Here is a 17,400-nt window from a genome sequence, read left to right on the forward strand (position 1 = left end):
CGCGTGCCGGCGTGCTGATGGAAGCTGTGCCCATGAAGCGCCCTACGCTTTCGCATATGGGGCGTCGACTGCGTGGGAGGGCTTTCGCGGCCGAGGGTGAAACCGGTGCCTGCCCCGACCGCATACGGCGCGTCGGAATTCACGGCGCCAAAGTCTGGGGCGTATGAAGTTACAGCCACAGTAGCGCGAATCGATACGGTGCGTATATAGCGCCCCTGGCTCCTACCTGGCGCGATCACGAGGGGCCAGCGGCCCGGTACGCGGGAGCGCGGACGGGAGCACGGAGGCGGACGCGGACGCGGGCGCGGGCGCGGCAGCCGGACTCAGCCGGTGCTCGGCCAGGCGCCGGGGGTCGGGCCACCGCACATCGGTGGCCCAGCCGAGGCGCTCGAACAGCCGGATCACCCCGGCGGACAGGTCGATCTGGCCGCGATCCACGCCGTGCCGGGCGCAGGACGGATCGGAATGGTGGGTGTTGTGCCAGCTCTCGCCCATCGACAGCAGGGCCAGCGGCCACAGGTTCGTGGCCCGGTCGTGGCGGCGGGTCGCGAACGGCCGCGTGCCCATCAGGTGACACAGGGAATTGACACTCCACGTCACATGCTGGAGCAGGAACACCCGGGCCAGTCCGGCCCATATCAGTGCCGTGACTCCCGCGGTCCAGGCGAAGTCGCCGATCGCCCAGCCGGCCAGAGCGGGCAGGGCCAAGGACGCCACACACAGCACGGGGAACATCCCGGAGATCCGGCGCATGGCCGGTTCGGCCACCAGGTCCGGGGCGAAGTGGTCGACGTCGGTCGGGTCGTCGCCGAACAGCCAGCCGAAGTGGGCGTGGACCAGGCCGTGCAGTTGGCCCACCGGTCCGGTGCCGTACCGGTAGGGCGAGTGCGGATCGCCGGGCCGGTCGGTGAACGCGTGATGCCGCCGGTGGGTCGCGACCCAGCTGATGACCGAGCCCTGGAAGCTCATCGATCCCGCGACCGCGAGCCCCGCGCGCAGGGCCGGTTTGGCGGTGAAGCTCCGGTGGGTCAGCAGTCTGTGGAAGCCCACGGTCACGCCGAACCCGGTCAGGAAATAGAAAAAGCCCGCCAACAGCAGGTCGACGGCACCGACGCCCCTCCCCCACAACAACCACACCGCGGCGACGAGGCCGAGCAGCGGCGCGGTGACCAGCAGGGCCGTCACGGCGACTTGGATTCTGCGTTGGACCGGCGTCGTGGCGGTCGGCGGGTGGCCGGGAAACGGCTCTACGCCGTCATAGGGGATAGCAGCCATGGCGGTTACCTCACTGGTTGAATGCAGCGAGGCGGGTCACGAGACCGGCGTGAGGTCCAGACCTGATCGAAAACTCGGTCGGGCTGCGATGATTGGGTGCTTCACAGGCATTCTACGGCCGCTGGCCGGGCGCGGGCCAGGAGCGGCCGGGCGGTGGGACGACGTCCTCGGAAGGACGGCGCCGCCTGCTGCGATGCCGCGCCTCGCGGGGTGAGACGCGGCACCGGTCCAGGGGGTGTTACTTGGGGAGGATGACGCCGACGAAAGCGCGGTAGCGCCGCAGCGCCAGGCGCAGCTCCTCGGTTCCGGGACTGCCGTCCTGCCAGTCGGCCGCCAGATCGGTCCTGCGGGCCTGGAAAGCCTCGAGCAGGGCCGCGGCGATCTCGTCGATGAGCTGGTCGGCGTCACGCACGGACTGCGGCGGGTCCTCCACGAAGCCGACCTGGATCTCGGCCCAGCGGCTGAGGAAGGCCTGCTCCGCCGCGTCGCTCAAGAGCGGGCCGCTGACGACCGGGTCCGACGTCGCCTTGGACGAGGTCTCCATCGACGTCTGCGGCTCCGCAGGCTCCAGCTCTGCGGATTCTGGTTCCGCGGACTCCTGTTCCGCGGACTTCTGCTCCGCGGATTCCTGTTCCACGGACTTCTGCTCCACGGACTCCTGCTCCACGGACTCCTGCTCGACGGAATCCGGCTCCGGCGACCGCTCCTCGGTGAGCACGCCACCGTCGTCAGCCCACCGGTGGGTCGGCTCGGTGGGGAAGGTGTCCTGGTTCATAACCGGTTCGGCGTTCACGGTGTAACCTCCGATTCCTTGATCCTGCGCGACACCGCTGCACCGGGCTCGGTGAGCAGGTCTTCGAAGAGTGTCTGGTACTGCATCAGGGCTTCGCGTTTCGCCTCGGTCGGCATCGACGCCGGATTGGTCCGCAGGCGTTCGCTGACCCACAGCGCCTGGCGGTAGTCCGCCAGGGCGGGTCCGTGCCGGACCGAGAGCAGCGCCAACTGCTCGCCTTGATCGTCGACGGGATATCCCCTGGCTTCCAACAGCCGGGTCAGCAGCTGCGCGGCACTCGTCACGGCGACCCCCGGGTCATCGAGGAAACCGCCTCGGATGTGCTGCCAGGACGTGGCGTAGAACTCCCGGTCGTTCGCGCTGATCGGTTCCAGGGGAAGCCTGTCGTGCATCTGGCTGCGCCGCGCCAGCTCCCGATCCGCGGCGCGCGTTCCGCCTTGCTCGGCCCGCACCCGGGCGTATTCGGGCCCGAACGCGGTACGGATCCGGCGCTTGGTGTACTCGTGCCGGCCGCTGTACGCCGCGAAGGCGATGACCAGGACGATGGCGATGACGGCGAAGACCGCGGCGATGATCATGAGGGCCTCCTCAAAGGGGCTTCCGCCCATGAGTACCCGAATCACCGGATTCAAACGGGGTAGCGCACATACTTCAGAACCCGACTTCGGAGCCGGGCTTCAGGGCCGGGCTTCAGAGCCCGGCTTCAGAGCCAGCTTCTCTGTGCGCTCTCACTTGGCCTTGACGTGCTTGGTGATCGTGGCCTGGCCGACGTTGTCCTCGTCTATGGCGTCGGCCTTGTTCCGGTCGGCCAGCAGGCTGCCGTCGCCGAGCTCGAAGCCGCGCTTGAACTGCGCGACCGCGTCCTTGAACGCCGAGACCGTGTCGTCGGAGAGCTGACCGGTCTCCCGGACGGTCGCCAGCACTTCCTCGTGGCTGGTCTTCAGGAACGAGATGAACTCGCTCTCGAAACGCCGCACGTCGGACACCGGCACATCGTCGATCGAGCCGGAGGTACCGATCCAGATCGCGGCCACCTGGTCCTCGACCGGGTACGGCGTGTACTGGCCCTGCTTCAGGATCTCGACCATGCGCTGACCACGGGCCAGCTGCGCCTTGGACGCGTCGTCCAGGTCCGAGGCGAAGGCCGCGAACGCCTCCAGGTCACGGAACTGCGCCAACTCCACACGCAGCGAACCGGACACCGAACGCATCGCCCGCACCTGCGCCGAACCACCCACGCGGGACACCGAGGTACCCACGTTGATCGCCGGACGCACACCGGAGTTGAACAGGTCCGTCTCGAAGAAGACCTGACCGTCGGTGATCGAGATGACGTTGGTCGGAATGAACGCCGAGATGTCGTTCGCCTTGGTCTCGATCACCGGCAGACCGGTCATGGAGCCGGCACCCATCTCATCGGACAGCTTCGCGCAACGCTCCAGCAGACGCGAATGCAGATAGAAGACGTCACCGGGATAGGCCTCGCGCCCCGGCGGACGACGCAGCAGCAGCGACATCGACCGATAGGCCTCAGCCTGCTTGGTCAGGTCGTCGAAGACGATCAGCACGTGCTTGGAGTCATACATCCAGTGCTGGCCGATGGCCGAACCGGTATACGGCGCCAGATACTTGAAACCCGCCGAGTCCGAAGCGGGGGCGGCGACAATCGCCGTGTACTTCATCGCGCCGGCCTCCTCCAACGCGCCCTTGACGGCCGCGATGGTCGAACCCTTCTGGCCGATGGCGACGTAGATGCAGCGGACCTGCTTCTTCGGGTCGCCCGACTCCCAGTTCTGCTTCTGGTTGATGATCGTGTCCACGGCCACCGCGGTCTTGCCGGTCTGCCGGTCGCCGATGATCAGCTGACGCTGGCCACGGCCGATCGGCGTCATCGAGTCGATCGCCTTGATACCGGTCTGCAACGGCTCCTTCACCGACTGCCGGGCCATCACACCCGGAGCCTGCAACTCCAGAACCCGGGTCCCCTCGGCCTCGATCGGGCCCAGGCCGTCGATCGGCTCACCCAGCGGGTTCACCACCCGGCCCATGAAGTTGTCACCGACCGGCGTCGACAAGATCTCGCCGGTACGGCTCACCGTCTGGCCTTCAGCGATCCCCTCGTAATCGCCGAGCACGACCACGCCGATCTCCCGGACATCCAGGTTCAAGGCGATGCCCAGAGTGCCGTCCTCGAACTTCAGCAGCTCGTTGGTCATGGCTGAGGGCAGACCTTCGACCCTGGCGATACCGTCACCGATCACGGTCACAGCCCCGACCTCATCGATCGGCGCCGTCGTCGCCTCATAAGAATCGACAAAGCGCTCCAACGCGTCCCGGATCTCATCCGGACGGATCGTGAGTTCCGTCATGGCTATTCCTGTTCTCTTCGATTCGATGGACGCGCTTCATTCGACATCGGCGAAGGCATCGACGGCGGTCGGATAACAGCGCAGCGCCGCCGCGAGTCCGGTGATATCGAGCATCTTCTGCAAACGACGGTCCGTACGGCACAGCCGGATCCACCCGCCGCCTGCGCGAGCCCAGTTATGGATGAGGACGAACGCGTTCAAGCCCGCGCAGTCGCAGAAGTACAAACCGGCCAGGTCTACGACGACGTAGGGGCGGGGGCGGGATTCGAACGTTTCGAAGCAGACGGTCTTGACGGCGGGCGCGGTCGCGATGTCCAACTCGCCGGCCAAGGAGACCACCGGCCTGCTCGCGGTCGGGTCGACCGATATGGTCAACAAGGCCCGCGAGGTACTGGCGGGGGCGCCGATATCCAGCCGACCGGAATCGGACCGCCCACGTAAGTCGATGCCCGAGTCGATGCGCGAGTTGATGTCCGCCATGCCGGCCCCCTAGGACGTGCCGCAGGAGTGCGAAGCGTCACCGGGGTCCGGGGAGACCGCCCAGATTGGCCGGGCGTAGTTCAAGTCTAGACCTCCCGGCCAACAGGGAGGCTTTAGTTCAGAAGGTCTTCATCGCTGCCGCTGCTGCGGGTGACGCAGCCGCACCACGCCGAAGACGAGGGCCGCGGCGACCAGCACGCAGCCGATGATCAGCAGGTAGAACAGGCCTTTGACGACGGCGCCGATGATGCCCAGCACGACCGCGGCCAGGATGAGGAGCAGGAACACAACCATGGCGCTTCTTCCTCTTGCGGGCAGATGGTCAGTTGGGGCAGCTAGCCGGCTTGCGGGCAGCTGGTCGGCTTGCGGGCCGATGGTTAGCTTGCGGGCCGATGGTTAGCTTGCGGGCCGATGTTCAGCGGCGAGCGAGTTGCCGCTCCCCGGAGGCACCGGGCTCGTACGGCAGCTCGTAGTGCTGGAAAACAGCTTCCTCGTCCTCGAAGGGGAGGACGTCGTCGGTACCGATCGCCGGGCTTCCCTTCACCAGCGACTTGGCATAGTTGACCCTGACGTAGTCGGGTCCCACGACCACGTTGTCCAGCGGGACGAACACCAAGCGGTGCCTGGTGGGAAGGCCCACCCGGACGGTCGCCATCGAGGGTTCGTCGGTACTGGTGTCCACGTAGACCGCCTCCAAGGAGCCGATCTTGTGCCCACCGGAGTCGACCACATCGTAGGTACGCCACTCCCGCAGGTCCGCTGCCTGGATCATCGTGCCTCCTCCCGCGCCGACCGGCGGCGTCTCAGGGTCCACCGCCATGTCCGGGCGGACATGGCGCAGATCAGGTCACGGCCTTAGCCGTCTTTCCCTTCGCCCCGTTGGTTGGCGATGTCTATGCGATTACGCCGGCTGTCGGCGATGACGAATCCCAGCGCCAGCGCCATCACGATGACGGCGACGACCCACATGAAGTTCACCGCGAAGCCGATCAGGCCGCAGAGCAGAGCCACGGAGAGCGCGCTGAGCATGACGGCGTCCGGGCCCCTCTTCTGGCTCAGGAGCCGCCGGAGCCGTTCGTCCGGCCTGAACTCCCGGCCGGGCTGAGCCGATCGGGGAGCTTGCGCACTGTACCCAGCCGTGTGGATGCCTTGGTCGCCGATGACGTTGCTTTTGTCGGGTCTCATCATGAGGCCCCCGATCTCCCTCCGGTCGCGAAGGGGCAATAGCTCTACTTGGGCTTATTGCCAGCATACGCCCGTCAACTCCCGATATAGCGCGAGCCGCGGAATCAGCGGGGCCCGGCGGCCGGGGGCGGACCAGGCGTTTCACTTCGCCAGCCCGGACACGAGGTTGATCGACGTCGCGATGATCACGGCACCCAGCGGGAACGACAGCCAGGCGTGCCGCAGCGCCGTGCGCCGGATCTCCTTGGACCCGATGTTCGTGTCGGAGACCTGGAACGTCATGCCGATGGTGAACGCCAGATAGGCGAAGTCGCTGTACTGCGGGGCGTCAGACTCGTTGAAGTCGATCCCGCCGACCTCGCCGGAGTAGTACAGCCGCGCGTACTTCAACGTGAACACCGTGTGGACGAGCGTCCAGGACGCGAAGACCGAGACCAGCGCCAGCGCCGCCTGCCCGTACTTGGCGTTCCCACTCGCGTGGCCGGCTCCGAACAGCACGACCCCGACGGCGACCAGGCTCGCGACCGCGGCCCCGAGCAGGACCAGGTCGGCCAGATCGCGGCTGGGGTTCTCCCGGTTGGCATGTCCTGCCGTGGCCTCCGCGTCCAGGCTCCACACCGCGGACCACACCCACGCGCAGAAGACGACCGCCAGCACGTCCCAGCCGATCAACGGCGCGGCCCGGCCGGCGCCCAGCAACGCCGCGGCCACGCCTGCCACGGCCGCCGCGGCGACGGACACCAGCAGCTTCGTCCGGGCCGAGCTGACCGGCCGGCCGGTCGCATTCCGATTCCGGTCGCCGGTGTGCGCTTGACTCGTCAAGGGCGGGACCCCGACCGATCACCATGGCGGCGGACCGTACGGCGCTCCTCCTCGGACATCGCTCCCCATACCCCGTACTGGGCCATCCGTGGATGGGCAAGTGCCCACTTGCGGCAGGACTCGACCACCGGACACTGCTGGCACACCGCTTTCGCCGCGGTGAGCTGCTGCTTCGGCCGGGTGTAGCCGGGCGCCGTGATCGGGAAGAACAGCTCCGGTTCGCTGGTCCGGCAGGCGCCCTGCTGGACCCAGTCGGACATGTCGTCTCCCGGTGTCCGCAAACGCTGCTGACCCGCTGGACGGGCACCGTTCCGGCGTTTGGGCGGGCCGGCACCCCCCGCGCGCGGTCGGGTGCCGACGATCCTGGCGTGGCCAGGCGTCCCGGTGGCGTAAGTCATCAGTACCCTCCTTCGGTGGGACGCGCCAATGCGTCGCGGAGCCGGTCGACCAGACCCGGCACGGGTCCGGCAAGCACGTCGCCCGGAGGCGTCGTGACGGCCGCCGGGTGCGGTCGGGTCGGTCTGACCGACTTGCCGGCTTGAACCCGCTCACCGATTTCACGCAACTCCGTCGGTGGGCACGCCGCGGCCAGACACGGGAACAGCTGCGTCTCCTCGTCGGCGACATGGGAGCGGGTCACGGTCATCAGCTTGATGAGCACCCGGTCGAAGACCTCGTCGGTCGCTTCGAGCGGCTCAAGCTGCTTCATGAGCGCCTCGGCCTCGGCGTCTGCACTCACCGCGTGATCGACCACCGCCTGTCCCCCATCGGCCTCGCGGACGATCGGGTAGACGTACTGCTCTTCGGCCACCATGTGCCGGACCAGTTCGATGATGGCCTGGTCCGCGAGCTCCTTGCGGCGGTTGCGGTAATGGGCATGGTCCTGGACCTTCTTGAACAGCTCCTCGACGTCCTGGTGGTCGCCCCTGAGCACCGCGATGACGTCAGGGGTTTCCGGGCTGCCAGGGGTACCAGGGCTGCCAGGGCTGTCCTCGGCTATTGACATGGCGACTCCGATGCGACTGTGCGCGGGTCGCGGGATAGAACCGCGAGCCTCCTGCTGCCCTGCCCGCCCGAGAGTAAACAGCCTCGTCACGGTCCGCGCTCGGAGTCAGATGCCGGACAACCACACGGCGTAGTGCCACTGCCCGTCCCGCACCCCCGTGTATCGCAGGCTCGGCAACGCCGCGTGCAATGCTCCGCGTGCGGCTCGGTTGCCGACCTGAATCTGCGCATACAACACGGGCACCGCAGCCGCCTTGGCCACAGCGGCGACTTCCTTGACCAGTCTCGTACCTAGACCGCCTCCCTGGTGGCGGTCGCAAACCAGGGCCGCGAGTTCGGCGGAGTCGCGGTCGTTGCCCAGTCCGTACTCCGCCCAGCCCACGATGCGGCCTTCGCTCTCCGCCACGCAGGCGTTCCACGTGCCGCGTGCCCAGCCTTCGGCGATCCGGGCTAGATACCAATCGGGGATCGTGGGATACGGCACGCCGAACCGGAGGGCCAGCGTGTCCCGCGAGATCCCGACAGCGGCCTCGCCGAGTCTTTCGATGTCGTCCGCACGCCATGGACGCAGCTGTACGGTGCCGGGCTCCACAATGACGGCCACGGTCATCACCTCTGGCGGCTGGTGATGCCGCAGGCGGTGGCGGCGGATACGGCCGCGGTGCCGGCGATGAACCACCAGGCCTGGCCGAAGGAGTGCGCCGGATGGCGTGCGGAGTCCGCCGCGCTGACGATGGCGATGAGGATGGCGACGCCCAGGACGTAGCCGAGTTGGCGGCTGGTGTTGACCACGGCGCTGCCGGAAGCCGCCTGTGCTCCGGGCAGGTGGGCGGTGGCCTGGGTCAGCATGACCGGCAGGGCCAGGCCGATCCCGGCGCCGATCACGAGCCATCCCGGCAGGATCTGCGTCGCGTACCGGGGATCCGAGGAGGCACTCGCGGCCAGCAACACGGCACCGGCGGCGAACACCAGGTTCCCCGCCGCCACCAGGGCTCCGGCCGGGACGCGCGAGGCCAGGCGCCTCCCGACGGCCGCGAACACCGGCACCATCACCGGCCCGGGGGCCAGGGCCAGGCCGGTGACCAGCGTGGAGTAGCCGACCGGGCCCTGCAACCACAGCACGACGGACGGGAAGACCGCGCCGAAGGCGACGCAGAACATCAGCACTGTGATGTTGGCCCAGACGAAGGCCGGTATCCGGAACAAGGCCGGATCCACCACGGGTGAGGGGTGGTGAAGCATCCGGAATACGAACACCGCGATAGCGACCGCGGCGACAGCGAAGACACCGAGGCTCTGCGCTCCGGTCCACCCCCAATCCTGGCCCTTCACCAGGCCCAGCGAGGCCGCACCGAAGGCAACGGCCAGCGCCGCCGTGCCCACCGGATCCGGCATCCGCACCACTGACGCCTCCCGCAGGTCGGGAAGCACGCGGCGGGCCGCCACGAACGCCGCCACCCCCACCGGAACGTTGATCACGAACACCCATCGCCAGGACAACTCCACCAGAGCGCCGCCGACCACCGGGCCCACCGCGCCCGCGAACGAGCTGGTGGTGGCCCAGATCCGGACCGCGCCGGCCCGGCGCTCCGCCGGCAGCACAGTGAGCAGCAGCCCGAGGCTGGCCGGGGTGAGCACGGCCGCGCCGACCGCCTGCACTCCGCGGAAGAACACCAGCCACCACAGCTGGGGTGCGAGGGAGCAGGCGGCGCTCGCGGCGGTGAACAAGACCAGTCCCGCGAGGAACGCCGGCTTGCGGCCGTAGCGGTCGGCGAGCCGGCCCGCGGGGATCAGCAGCGCGGCGTAAAGGATCGTGTAGGCGTTCAGGACCCAGCTCAGATCGGCGAGCCGGGCACCGAACTCGGCGCCGATGCCCTTGAACGCGACGTTGACCACGAAGACGTCGAGCATCGCCATGAACGCCGCGGAGCACACGACGAACGTGATCACCGATGGTCGGGCGCCCTCCGGGCGCACGGCTTCCTGGGGCGGTGCGGCTTGTATCGCCACGCGAATCTCCTTGCGATCGATCCCAGTTGTTCGAGAGCGGCAGCGGCAGAGCTCAACTGACGGCAGGGCTCAGCCGGCAACAGAGCTCAGCCGGCCGCAGGGCTCTAACTATCCCGAAATATAGCCAGCGAGAGTCTGGCTATACAAGACTCCAGTCGAAGTCGGTATCATGGGGCCCATGCCCGTAGTCATGGAAGGCGCGCTGGCCGACCTCGGCGCGTGGAAGACCGACCACTGCTCGCTGACCAAGGCGCTGGAGGTGGTCGGAACCCGCTCCGCGCTGCTGATCCTGCGCGAGGCCTTCTACGGCACCACCCGGTTCAGCGGCTTCGCCAGCCGGATCGGCGTCACCGACCGCGCCGCCGCCCACCAACTACGGCACCTGACCGGCGCCGGCCTGCTCGCCAAGCGCCCCTACCGCGAGGACGGCGGCCGCACCCGCGACGAATACGTGCTCACCGACATGGGCCGCGACCTGTTCCCGGTCATCGTGGCCCTGATGCAGTGGGGCGACAAATACCTGCAGGACGGCACGGCGCCGCTGCACTACCTCGACCACGAGACGGGCGTCCCGGTCCACGTCGAGGTGCGCAGTGAGAGCGGGGACGCGGTCGAGCTGGAACAGGTCGGCGTCCGGAAGAACCCCGCGTGGTCTGCACCGAAGGCACCGACCACGCCGAACGCGCCGAACCCACCGAACGCGCCGAAAACAGTCCGGGAGCGTCCGGACACGGCTTCCTGACCGGCCGCTGGAAGCTCGCAACCGCTCCGGGCGACGCCCGCACCGGCCGGTACGCCACCGATCAGGTTCTGCGCGAGATGACCATGATGTATTCGCAGGGAGCGTCCGTCCGGTTGGCGAAGCCGTGGTCCGCATCGGCTTGGAAGAACAGGGAGTCGCCCGCGTTCAGGGTCTCGCTGATCCCGCCGACCGCGACGGTGAGGGCGCCCTCCAGCACCACGAGCTGTTTCTCCGTACCCGGCGGATACGCGGGTAGCAGCCCGGTGGAGACCTGCGCGGGGAGGTAGTGGACGACCATCTCGGCACGTCCCGCGCCCGGGGCCGCCGACACGATGTGCCGCTCGAAGCCGGTTTCCGGGTCGCGGAAAACGGGGCGATCCGTCTTGCGCATCACGACGGCCACGCCGGACGCGGCGGCTGCCGGCGCACCGATCAGGTCCGAGAGCGACACCTGGAGCGCGTGGGCGATCCTGGACGCGACGCCGATCGTCGGGCTCTTCTCGCCGCGTTCGACCTTGGACAGCATCGCCCGGCTGACCGATGACCGGGTGGACAGCTGCTCCAGCGTCAGGCCCGCCTCCTCGCGGCGTCGCCGCACGTTGGCGCCGAACGCGCCGGCCAGGTCGTCACCGGGCTCCGGCTCGGCCGCGTTTCCATCTTGCTTGACCACCGTGCTCCTAGATCGATGGATACCTCGCTGCCCACAGTGTAGAGTTTCTCCTAAAGTAGATTCTATCTTCCATCGAAGATGGACGGTGCACGCCCGACCCGACGGAGGGGTTCCATGCGGTTGATCTCGAGTGGCCGGCACCACGCCACGTTCGAATTCGGCGACCTTCAGGTGGTCTCATTGCGGGACGGGTACATCGACATGCCGCCGACCCGGCTCCGCGACGAGGACGGACGCCCGCTCGACGAGCTGCCGGCCGCCGTCCCCCTGGCCGACGACAACCTCCGGCTGTCAGTCAACGCCTTCTTCATCACCGACGGCGCCCGCTCGGTCCTCATCGACACCGGCGCCTCCGACGTCTGGCACGTCCCCGGCATGGGGTTGATCTATGCCGCGCTCGACGAAGCGGGGATCGACCGCGCGCAGGTCACCGACGTCGCCATCACCCACCGGCACGAAGACCACGTAAGCGGCCTGATCGCGCCCGACGGCTCCGAGGCCTTCACCGAACTCGAGCGCGTGTGGATCGGCGCGGGCGACACCTCGGTGTTCACCGGCCGACTCGCGCCGCTCCGCGACCGGGTGGTACCCGTGTCGGAAGCGGTCGCGATCAACGCCTGGACCACCGCGATCCCGACCCCGGGCCACACACCCGGCCACACCGTCTACGCCGTCCGGAGCAGCACCGGCCACCTTCTCGCCTGGGGCGACACCGTCCACGTCCCCACGCTCCAATTCGACCAGCCGAACGTGTCCTGGGAACTCGACGGCGACCAGCCCCAGGCCCGCGCGGCACGAGCGGCCCTACTCGCGCAACTGACCCAACCGCAGCACTTCGTGGCCGGCGCTCACCTCGACTCACCCGGCATCGCCCGCGTGAGCGCCGCCGGCGACGGCTATGCGCTGGAGTACCTCGCGCCGCCGATCGGCTGATCGGGCGTGTCGGCACCTTCACGCGCGGGGCGAGACCGACCACCTCTCGGCGGTCTCGGTCCGCGTCACCTATCCGGGCGAACGGCACGCCACCGCCGTCACCGTCGGCACCACGCGGTTCGGCGGCCACACGCCGGTGTCCGACGACGCAATGCGGCAGATCGGCAGCACCACCAAGGCGTTCACCTCGGTGGTGCTGCTCCAGTCGGAAGCCGAGGGGCGGCTGTCCATCCACGACACGCTCGGCAAGTGGCTTCCGCAGTACCCGGCGTGGAGCAGTGTGACGATCCAGCGCCTCCTCGAAGTGCTCGCCCTGATGGCGCGCGGTCTGTCCAACCCGGCGATCGCCGCCGAACTGGTCATCAGCGAGCGCGCGGTGCACAAGTACATCAACCGGATCTTCGGCAAGCTCGGCCTGCCGCCGACGGAAAGCGCGCACCGGCGGGTGACAGCGGTGCTGCGCTGCCTGGACGGCAGCGGGTCCCACACGGCCCGGCCGACGTCAGTGTTCTGACACCGCACCGGGCGCGCTGATCCAGATCAGCCCGGACCAGCCCGGACCAGCCCGCCCGGCATTACCGAAGGCCGGGACCAGGGGTCCCGGCCTTCGGGCATATACGGGGTGCGGCTTCGCGCTGCACCCCGCTGGTGCCCTGGCTCGCCAGCGCCCGCCTGTAGCGAGCCGGCACCACGCTGAGCCGCCAGAGGCCCCCCGGCACCCAGCATGCTCAGCCCAGGGGGTGTTACAGGGTGTCGACCTGGAACAGAGCCCTGCGTAATTTGGCAGTGGTCATCTCCATACCCGCCACGGCATGGATGGTCAGGACGGCGTCGCCGGATACCCCGAAGATCCCGGCTGCCTCCAGGACCTTCGTCTTCTCCTTCGTGGCCTGGGCACCGTCGACGGCACACATCTGGACACATGATGGAGCGCAGGGAGCAGGGGATCGCAGACTGCGGGAAGACGGATCACTGCGGCGATCAGCACTTCGGGCGGGCCGGTCCTGGGGAGGGTGTTCACCGTCGGGCGGGGGCCTGGCCCGGACAGCGCCCAGTACGTATGGTCACGATTCGAGACGGTATACGTACCCTGCGTTGCGCACCCCAGTCTGCACCGATGCCCGGCGTTCTGCAAGGGCCGACGCCGAATACGGGCTGCCTGTAGTGGTTGTGCTTGTCTGGTCGTGCTTATGGTGCCTGTGTGGCCACGTTCTGGAACCGCTGACGGAGCCGCCGCTTATCGATCTTGCCCACCGGTGATCCCGTCCGGGCGATCGTCCAGGGCCCTTGGCTATCGCTCCGGAGCTTCTGCCGTTCTACTGGAGGAGCGACACAACGCCTCAGGAGAAAACTGTGCAGCCGAGCAGATCCACACCCGGGAAGTGCCGATGACGTCGGACCGCACCGCACCGCAGCTCGCCTGGCCTTCACCGATGCCTGTGCTGCCGGTGCCGCCGGTGTTGCCTGGGCCGCCGGTGCTGCCTGCGCTGCCTGTGCGGGCACGCCCGGCGCCGTATTCCGTCGCCGCTCCAGCGTCGGCCACGCCGCGGCATGACGCCGGATCCGAGGTGGAGCCATGTGCTGGAGTCCGGACGCCGACCTCATCGCCGGGGGCGTGATCGCCGCCCTCGGCATCGGCACTCTGGCCGGGGTCCGCCGCCGGACCGACCTCCCCCTGGCCGCGCTCCCGTTGCTGCTCGGGACCCACCAAATGGTCGAGTCGGTGGTGTGGCGGGGACAGGAGGGCACCGTGTCGCCCTCGGTGGCCTCGGCGGCCCGGGTCATCTGGGCCGTCATCGCGCTGCCCCTGCTCCCCCTGCTGGTTCCAGTCGCGGTCCTGCTGGCCTCGTCATCCGCGGCCGGCAAGGTCCGGCGACGGCTCGTCTTCCTGACCGGAGTCGGCGCGGCGACCTCCATCACCCTGGCCGTCGCCCTGGCCCGCGAACCGGTGAAGGCCCACGTCCACGGCCACACCATCGCCTACACCGTCGGAATAGCGGCCGCACCTCTGGTCGTCGCGGGATACCTGGTCGCGACCCTCGGTGCCCTGCTCGTGGCGGAGGACCGCACCATCCGGACACTCGGCGTCGTCTGCACGGTCGGCAGCGTCGTCTGCTTCCTGGTCTGGCGCCTGGCCTTCGCCTCGACCTGGTGCGCGCTCGCAGCGGTGGCGAGCCTGATCCTGCTGCGCTGGGCCTGGGGCTCGCGGCCGATGACCCGCCCGAGCGGGCTGGACCGCACGCGTTTGCAGAACTGAAGGCGTTCCCGAATGCGCTCGATGCGCCTCCACCGTGACACCGGAGCTCTTCAGCCATCCGGCGTCGCTGGTTATGGTGGAGACGTGGTGTCACGCGAGTGGGCAGTCAAGGTCGTGGAGGCACATCTCGCCTCCCGGCCACCGCAAGCCGACCCCGATCGAACACTGGTCGTCGTCGGCACCGAGGAGTACCGATTCGGCTGGTTCGTCTACATTCAATGCGTTCGATGGGTGCGCACTCGCTCACACCGCGACCTGCTGGCCGGACCTGGCTACTTCCTGGTGGACGGTCTGGACGGCAGCCTTCACCACATGAACGCGTCCGCCAATCGCATAAGCGGGAGTTGGATCCAGGACTATCTGGAGGAGGTCCGCGGTGTTCCGCATCCGGACCCGCTGCGACCGCGTGGGGCCGAGACCTCTCCGCCGGCGTTCTCGGCGCGCCACCGCGTTACCGGCCCGAATCCCGAGCCCGTTCAATGAGCCGGCTCGACAACACCATGTGCCTGTTCGCCATGTGCCTGTTCGCCGAGTAGTTCTTCAAGTGGCCACCGACTAGCGTCAGCGGATCAGGGGCTATCGCTGCCTGCGAGCGGGTGGGTGTACCACGCCCTGCCAGCCCAGCCGGTTTCGGCTTAGCGTTGTGGCCGTGGATGTGGGCAACGAACTCGGCGCCTTCCTGCGGGCGCGTCGCGGCTTGGTCAGCCCGAGCCGAGTCGGTCTTCAAGACGACGCCTCTCGTCGGGTCAGCGGGCTGCGCCGTGAGGAGGTCGCGCTGCTTGCCGAGGTGAGCACGGACTACTACGTGCGGCTTGAGCAGGGACGCGAGCGAAGGCCTTCCGAGCAGGTCCTCAACGCGATCGCGCGCGCCCTGCTCCTGGACGAGCCCACCACCGCGTATCTGTTCCGGGTGGCGAAGCCGGCATCGCACAGGGTGCGCAGCGTCGCTCGGCCCGAGGTGGACGAGCGGCTGCGGCAGCTGATGGAACACTTCCTGGACGTGCCCGCGTGTGTGGTCGGACCGGCGAGCGACATCCTGGCGGCGAACAGCTTGGCCACGGCTCTGTACAGCGGGTTCACCCGATTCGACAACCTGCTGCACATGATCTTCCTCGATCCGTTCGCCCGTGAGTTCTACGTCGACTGGGACGAGGTCGCCGCCAACGCCGTGGCCAACCTGCGGGCCCAGGCCGGGCAGTTTCCGGACGACCCCGGCATCGAGGAGACCCTCGGCGGACTCAGCGTTCGCAGCCCGTTGTTCGCCCAGATATGGGCACGCCAAGAGGTGCGGCCTCGCGGGGCCGAGGTAAAACGCATCTGCCATCCCCGCGTCGGACGCCTCGACCTGCACTACCAGGCCTTCACCGTGGTCGGCGCGCCCGGGCAGCGGTTGTTCGTCTACTCCGCGGCGCCGGACAGCGCAGCGGCCGTCGGGCTCAGAGCCCTTGAGGAAAAGGAATCCCGGCGATGACCGAGATCGCCATGATGTCCGTGGGCGACCATGAGCTTTCCGTCGCCGAGGACGGGACCGGCCCCGCGGTGATGCTCCTGCACGGCATCGGCGGCACGTCCGCCGTCTACCGGGGGCAGGCCGCTGCTCTGGCCGCGGCCGGGGCTCGTGTCATCCGCCCCGACTTCGCCGGCGCCGGGCGGTCCCCGCTGGGACGGAGCCGGATCACCGTTGACTCGCACGCCGCCGACGCCATCGAGATCCTGGCCGGACTGGATGTCGACCGGGTCCTGTTGGTCGGCCACTCGATGGGCGGGCTCGTGGCCCGCGCCATCGCGGCGACGCGCCCGGATCTCGTATCCGGGCTGGTTCTGCTCGGCGCGGTCTCGCCCCCGACGCCACCGGCCGCGCAGGCGATCCGGAACCGTGCCGGCCGGATCCGGGAGATGGGCAGTGCTGTCGTCGCGGACGAGATACTCGACGTCTCTGTGAGCGCTGAAACCCGCCGGCTCCGCCCGGAAATCACGGCCTTCATCCGCCAACTCATCTGCGGCCAGGACCCCGCGGGCTACGCGGCCAACAACGAAGCCCTCGCCGAGGCGACCGACCCGGGAGAGGTCTCCACGGACTTGCCGATGACGCTGGTCGCCGGCGAGCAGGACACATTGAGCCCGCCGGAGCTGTCTGTTCGCATCGCCGCCGGGCATGAGAACAGGAAAGTGGTCGTCATACCCGGCATCGGCCACTGGATTCCGCTCGAAGCGAGCAGCCAGGTCGCCGCGCTCCTCATCTCGTCCCTGGACGGAACATGAAAAGCCGACAGCGTTATGACGTGACGGCCAGATCGAAGGCCCCTGCGTCCGTCATCTGGGCCCTGATGCTGGACGCGGCAAGCTGGCCGGTCTGGTCGTGCGTCGACAGCCTGGAGCGCGAGCGGTCGGCCGGGCTCGACCCCGAGGGCCGGGACGGCGTGGGCGCGGTTCGCGCGTTCCGCACCGGGCGAATGGTCACCGGGGAGCGCCTGACGATGGTGGAACCCGAAAAGCGGCTGGCGTACGAAGACGCCTTCAACCCGGTGATGCGCGACTACCAGGCCACGATCGAGCTCGAACCGGCCCCGGACGCGGGCACGTCCATCCATTGGTACGGCGCCTACTCGACCCGCTGGGGGATGGGCTGGTACCTGGGGCCCTACCTTCAGCGGTACATGCGGAAGATGGCTGATGGCCTCGCGGCCCATGCCGAGATGATTCGGCGTTGACGTCACCGCGGCGCAGATCGACCGGGCCCGCGGCAAGGCGCGCGCCAACTCGGTGCGCAAATAGCCAGCAGCGGTCCGAGAGGCCAAGCGGCGTGGTGGCGACTGAACTGCCGCCACCACGCCGGTCACCGTTCGTCAACGGCTAACA

At 68.6% G+C, this 17,400-nt stretch carries 23 protein-coding genes; 8 read left to right on the plus strand and 15 right to left on the minus strand.

Going from position 1 to position 17,400, the window contains the following annotated elements:
* Positions 1 to 222 precede the first annotated feature (222 nt).
* From KGQ19_RS03115 to KGQ19_RS03175, 13 genes are all read right to left on the minus strand, one after another.
* A complete protein-coding gene (locus KGQ19_RS03115; RefSeq protein ID WP_212007505.1) occupies positions 223 to 1,275 on the minus strand; it encodes an acyl-CoA desaturase in 1,053 nt (350 codons plus the stop codon).
* Between the two features lie 238 nt (positions 1,276 to 1,513).
* The gene (locus tag KGQ19_RS03120) at positions 1,514 to 2,068 is read right to left on the minus strand and encodes a hypothetical protein (RefSeq protein WP_212007506.1); all 555 of its coding nucleotides are present in this window, start codon (positions 2,066 to 2,068) and stop codon (positions 1,514 to 1,516) included.
* Positions 2,065 to 2,646, minus strand: coding sequence for a hypothetical protein (locus KGQ19_RS03125; RefSeq protein ID WP_212007507.1), 582 nt, complete (start codon positions 2,644 to 2,646; stop codon positions 2,065 to 2,067). The genes KGQ19_RS03120 and KGQ19_RS03125 overlap by 4 nt, the downstream gene beginning before the upstream one ends.
* Before the next feature lie 150 nt (positions 2,647 to 2,796).
* The gene (gene atpA / locus KGQ19_RS03130; RefSeq protein ID WP_212007508.1) at positions 2,797 to 4,437 is read right to left on the minus strand and encodes a F0F1 ATP synthase subunit alpha; all 1,641 of its coding nucleotides are present in this window, start codon (positions 4,435 to 4,437) and stop codon (positions 2,797 to 2,799) included.
* A 36-nt stretch (positions 4,438 to 4,473) separates the two neighbouring features.
* Positions 4,474 to 4,917, minus strand: coding sequence for an STAS domain-containing protein (locus KGQ19_RS03135; protein WP_212007509.1), 444 nt, complete (start codon positions 4,915 to 4,917; stop codon positions 4,474 to 4,476).
* A gap of 129 nt (positions 4,918 to 5,046) precedes the next feature.
* A complete protein-coding gene (locus KGQ19_RS03140; protein ID WP_212007510.1) occupies positions 5,047 to 5,211 on the minus strand; it encodes a hypothetical protein in 165 nt (54 codons plus the stop codon).
* 121 nt (positions 5,212 to 5,332) lie between these two features.
* Entirely contained in the window at positions 5,333 to 5,689 is a 357-nt protein-coding gene (locus KGQ19_RS03145) for a PRC-barrel domain-containing protein (protein ID WP_212007511.1), read from the minus strand.
* 83 nt (positions 5,690 to 5,772) lie between these two features.
* Positions 5,773 to 5,946 carry a hypothetical protein gene (locus tag KGQ19_RS03150; protein WP_212007512.1) on the minus strand — a complete coding sequence of 58 codons (174 nt, stop codon included), beginning with the start codon at positions 5,944 to 5,946 and terminating at the stop codon, positions 5,773 to 5,775.
* A gap of 297 nt (positions 5,947 to 6,243) precedes the next feature.
* Complete coding sequence (locus KGQ19_RS03155; RefSeq protein WP_212007513.1) at positions 6,244 to 6,924, minus strand: DUF1345 domain-containing protein; 681 nt, start codon at positions 6,922 to 6,924, stop codon at positions 6,244 to 6,246.
* Positions 6,921 to 7,184, minus strand: coding sequence for a WhiB family transcriptional regulator (locus tag KGQ19_RS03160; protein WP_212007514.1), 264 nt, complete (start codon positions 7,182 to 7,184; stop codon positions 6,921 to 6,923). The genes KGQ19_RS03155 and KGQ19_RS03160 overlap by 4 nt, the downstream gene beginning before the upstream one ends.
* 137 nt (positions 7,185 to 7,321) lie before the next feature.
* Positions 7,322 to 7,930, minus strand: a complete 609-nt coding sequence (locus tag KGQ19_RS03165; protein ID WP_212007515.1) for a hemerythrin domain-containing protein — start codon at positions 7,928 to 7,930, stop codon at positions 7,322 to 7,324.
* Between the two features lie 105 nt (positions 7,931 to 8,035).
* Complete coding sequence (locus tag KGQ19_RS03170; protein WP_212007516.1) at positions 8,036 to 8,533, minus strand: GNAT family N-acetyltransferase; 498 nt, start codon at positions 8,531 to 8,533, stop codon at positions 8,036 to 8,038.
* Positions 8,534 to 8,538: 5 nt separating this feature from the next.
* Entirely contained in the window at positions 8,539 to 9,939 is a 1,401-nt protein-coding gene (locus KGQ19_RS03175) for an MFS transporter (RefSeq protein WP_212007517.1), read from the minus strand.
* A gap of 178 nt (positions 9,940 to 10,117) precedes the next feature.
* Here KGQ19_RS03175 and KGQ19_RS03180 point away from each other — a divergent pair, with 178 nt between their 5' ends.
* Positions 10,118 to 10,681: a winged helix-turn-helix transcriptional regulator gene (locus KGQ19_RS03180; protein ID WP_230418132.1), complete on the plus strand. Its 564-nt coding sequence runs from the start codon at positions 10,118 to 10,120 to the stop codon at positions 10,679 to 10,681.
* Between the two features lie 61 nt (positions 10,682 to 10,742).
* Here KGQ19_RS03180 and KGQ19_RS03185 read toward each other — a convergent pair whose 3' ends face one another.
* The gene (locus tag KGQ19_RS03185; RefSeq protein ID WP_212007518.1) at positions 10,743 to 11,351 is read right to left on the minus strand and encodes a helix-turn-helix domain-containing protein; all 609 of its coding nucleotides are present in this window, start codon (positions 11,349 to 11,351) and stop codon (positions 10,743 to 10,745) included.
* A gap of 114 nt (positions 11,352 to 11,465) precedes the next feature.
* On the opposite strand from KGQ19_RS03185, the gene KGQ19_RS03190 reads away from it, so the two are divergent.
* Together KGQ19_RS03190 and KGQ19_RS03195 are read left to right on the plus strand one after the other, a co-directional pair.
* A complete protein-coding gene (locus tag KGQ19_RS03190; RefSeq protein WP_212007519.1) occupies positions 11,466 to 12,284 on the plus strand; it encodes an MBL fold metallo-hydrolase in 819 nt (272 codons plus the stop codon).
* Entirely contained in the window at positions 12,250 to 12,798 is a 549-nt protein-coding gene (locus KGQ19_RS03195; protein WP_212007520.1) for a serine hydrolase domain-containing protein, read from the plus strand. The genes KGQ19_RS03190 and KGQ19_RS03195 overlap by 35 nt, the downstream gene beginning before the upstream one ends.
* 229 nt (positions 12,799 to 13,027) lie before the next feature.
* On the opposite strand, the gene KGQ19_RS03200 is transcribed toward KGQ19_RS03195, so the two are convergent.
* Entirely contained in the window at positions 13,028 to 13,198 is a 171-nt protein-coding gene (locus tag KGQ19_RS03200; RefSeq protein WP_212007521.1) for a tellurite resistance TerB family protein, read from the minus strand.
* A gap of 662 nt (positions 13,199 to 13,860) precedes the next feature.
* On the opposite strand from KGQ19_RS03200, the gene KGQ19_RS03205 reads away from it, so the two are divergent.
* From KGQ19_RS03205 to KGQ19_RS03225, 5 genes are all read left to right on the plus strand, one after another.
* Entirely contained in the window at positions 13,861 to 14,541 is a 681-nt protein-coding gene (locus tag KGQ19_RS03205; RefSeq protein WP_212007522.1) for a DUF6629 family protein, read from the plus strand.
* A 12-nt stretch (positions 14,542 to 14,553) separates the two neighbouring features.
* The gene (locus KGQ19_RS03210; protein ID WP_212007523.1) at positions 14,554 to 15,024 is read left to right on the plus strand and encodes a YrhB domain-containing protein; all 471 of its coding nucleotides are present in this window, start codon (positions 14,554 to 14,556) and stop codon (positions 15,022 to 15,024) included.
* 166 nt (positions 15,025 to 15,190) lie between these two features.
* Positions 15,191 to 16,012, plus strand: coding sequence for a helix-turn-helix domain-containing protein (locus KGQ19_RS03215; protein ID WP_212007524.1), 822 nt, complete (start codon positions 15,191 to 15,193; stop codon positions 16,010 to 16,012).
* Positions 16,009 to 16,803: an alpha/beta fold hydrolase gene (locus tag KGQ19_RS03220; protein ID WP_212007525.1), complete on the plus strand. Its 795-nt coding sequence runs from the start codon at positions 16,009 to 16,011 to the stop codon at positions 16,801 to 16,803. Before KGQ19_RS03215 ends, KGQ19_RS03220 begins: the two co-directional genes overlap by 4 nt.
* Positions 16,800 to 17,252, plus strand: coding sequence for an SRPBCC family protein (locus KGQ19_RS03225; protein ID WP_268907685.1), 453 nt, complete (start codon positions 16,800 to 16,802; stop codon positions 17,250 to 17,252). The genes KGQ19_RS03220 and KGQ19_RS03225 overlap by 4 nt, the downstream gene beginning before the upstream one ends.
* Positions 17,253 to 17,400 lie beyond the last annotated feature (148 nt).

It is taken from the genome of Catenulispora pinistramenti (genome assembly GCF_018274385.1).
Classification (GTDB): domain Bacteria; phylum Actinomycetota; class Actinomycetes; order Streptomycetales; family Catenulisporaceae; genus Catenulispora; species Catenulispora pinistramenti.

Excerpts from the sequence above, each read along its gene's own strand:
- KGQ19_RS03115 (WP_212007505.1), bottom strand. The coding sequence starts at position 1,275 with ATGGCTGCTATCCCCTATGACGGCGTAGAGCCGTTTCCCGGCCACCCG.
- KGQ19_RS03125 (WP_212007507.1), bottom strand. The coding sequence starts at position 2,646 with ATGATCATCGCCGCGGTCTTCGCCGTCATCGCCATCGTCCTGGTCATC.
- atpA (WP_212007508.1), bottom strand. The coding sequence starts at position 4,437 with ATGACGGAACTCACGATCCGTCCGGATGAGATCCGGGACGCGTTGGAG.
- KGQ19_RS03135 (WP_212007509.1), bottom strand. The coding sequence starts at position 4,917 with ATGGCGGACATCAACTCGCGCATCGACTCGGGCATCGACTTACGTGGG.
- KGQ19_RS03140 (WP_212007510.1), bottom strand. The coding sequence starts at position 5,211 with ATGGTTGTGTTCCTGCTCCTCATCCTGGCCGCGGTCGTGCTGGGCATC.
- KGQ19_RS03145 (WP_212007511.1), bottom strand. The coding sequence starts at position 5,689 with ATGATCCAGGCAGCGGACCTGCGGGAGTGGCGTACCTACGATGTGGTC.
- KGQ19_RS03150 (WP_212007512.1), bottom strand. The coding sequence starts at position 5,946 with ATGCTCAGCGCGCTCTCCGTGGCTCTGCTCTGCGGCCTGATCGGCTTC.
- KGQ19_RS03160 (WP_212007514.1), bottom strand. The coding sequence starts at position 7,184 with ATGTCCGACTGGGTCCAGCAGGGCGCCTGCCGGACCAGCGAACCGGAG.
- KGQ19_RS03165 (WP_212007515.1), bottom strand. The coding sequence starts at position 7,930 with ATGTCAATAGCCGAGGACAGCCCTGGCAGCCCTGGTACCCCTGGCAGC.
- KGQ19_RS03180 (WP_230418132.1), top strand. The coding sequence starts at position 10,118 with ATGCCCGTAGTCATGGAAGGCGCGCTGGCCGACCTCGGCGCGTGGAAG.
- KGQ19_RS03190 (WP_212007519.1), top strand. The coding sequence starts at position 11,466 with ATGCGGTTGATCTCGAGTGGCCGGCACCACGCCACGTTCGAATTCGGC.
- KGQ19_RS03195 (WP_212007520.1), top strand. The coding sequence starts at position 12,250 with ATGCGCTGGAGTACCTCGCGCCGCCGATCGGCTGATCGGGCGTGTCGG.
- KGQ19_RS03200 (WP_212007521.1), bottom strand. The coding sequence starts at position 13,198 with ATGTGTGCCGTCGACGGTGCCCAGGCCACGAAGGAGAAGACGAAGGTC.
- KGQ19_RS03205 (WP_212007522.1), top strand. The coding sequence starts at position 13,861 with ATGTGCTGGAGTCCGGACGCCGACCTCATCGCCGGGGGCGTGATCGCC.
- KGQ19_RS03210 (WP_212007523.1), top strand. The coding sequence starts at position 14,554 with ATGCGCTCGATGCGCCTCCACCGTGACACCGGAGCTCTTCAGCCATCC.
- KGQ19_RS03220 (WP_212007525.1), top strand. The coding sequence starts at position 16,009 with ATGACCGAGATCGCCATGATGTCCGTGGGCGACCATGAGCTTTCCGTC.
- KGQ19_RS03225 (WP_268907685.1), top strand. The coding sequence starts at position 16,800 with ATGAAAAGCCGACAGCGTTATGACGTGACGGCCAGATCGAAGGCCCCT.